The organism is Solibacillus palustris, from assembly GCF_022549215.1.
GTDB lineage: Bacteria > Bacillota > Bacilli > Bacillales_A > Planococcaceae > Solibacillus > Solibacillus daqui.
In genome coordinates this window covers 1-694 of sequence record NZ_JAKZFC010000032.1, presented here as the reverse complement: position 1 = coordinate 694, position 694 = coordinate 1, and the positions used below count along the sequence as shown (strand labels likewise).

Genomic DNA, 694 nt, shown 5'->3' with positions numbered 1-694 from the left:
ACAATGGGGCCTTAGCTCAGCTGGGAGAGCGCCTGCCTTGCACGCAGGAGGTCAGCGGTTCGATCCCGCTAGGCTCCACCATTTATTTTAATAACAATCATGGCTACCTAGCTCAGCTGGCTAGAGCATTCGGTTCATACCCGAAAGGTCGTGGGTTCGACTCCCTCGGTAGCCATTTTAATATGTCGGAGGTATACCCAAGTCTGGCTGAAGGGATCGGTCTTGAAAACCGACAGGCGGGTAACACCGCGCGGGGGTTCGAATCCCTCTACCTCCTCCATTTTAATTGAATAGTTAAATTCCTATTATCGCGGGGTGGAGCAGTGGTAGCTCGTCGGGCTCATAACCCGAAGGTCACAGGTTCAAGTCCTGTCCCCGCAACCAAATAGTGTAGTGATTGGTAGCTACTGAGGTACGAAGTAGATACCAACAAAGTAGAACTCGAGAGAACTATAACAAAATATGTTTCTTATTATCGCGGGGTGGAGCAGTGGTAGCTCGTCGGGCTCATAACCCGAAGGTCACAGGTTCAAGTCCTGTCCCCGCAACCAAATGGTCCCGTGGTGTAGCGGTTAACATGCCTGCCTGTCACGCAGGAGATCGCCGGTTCGATCCCGGTCGGGACCGCCATTTGTGGGTTTGTAGCTCAGTTGGTAGAGCATTAGATTGAAGCTCTAAGTGTCGGCGGTTCGAT

The 694-nt window shown here is 52.0% G+C and carries 6 tRNA genes; all 6 read left to right on the top strand.

Annotation, left to right across the window (positions count from 1 at the left end):
• The first annotated feature begins 5 nt into the window (after nucleotides 1-5).
• The 6 genes from LZ480_RS19650 to LZ480_RS19625 all read left to right on the top strand — a co-directional run bounded on the left by LZ480_RS19650 (nucleotide 6) and on the right by LZ480_RS19625 (nucleotide 630).
• Nucleotides 6-81: transfer RNA gene (locus LZ480_RS19650), tRNA-Ala, on the top strand.
• A 20-nt stretch (nucleotides 82-101) separates the two neighbouring features.
• Nucleotides 102-175 (top strand) — tRNA-Met (locus LZ480_RS19645).
• A gap of 12 nt (nucleotides 176-187) precedes the next feature.
• A tRNA-Ser gene (locus LZ480_RS19640) sits at nucleotides 188-280 on the top strand.
• 29 nt (nucleotides 281-309) lie between these two features.
• Nucleotides 310-384, top strand: a tRNA-Met gene (locus LZ480_RS19635).
• Nucleotides 385-476: 92 nt separating this feature from the next.
• A tRNA-Met gene (locus tag LZ480_RS19630) sits at nucleotides 477-551 on the top strand.
• A gap of 3 nt (nucleotides 552-554) precedes the next feature.
• Nucleotides 555-630 (top strand) — tRNA-Asp (locus tag LZ480_RS19625).
• The last annotated feature ends 64 nt before the right edge of the window (nucleotides 631-694 follow it).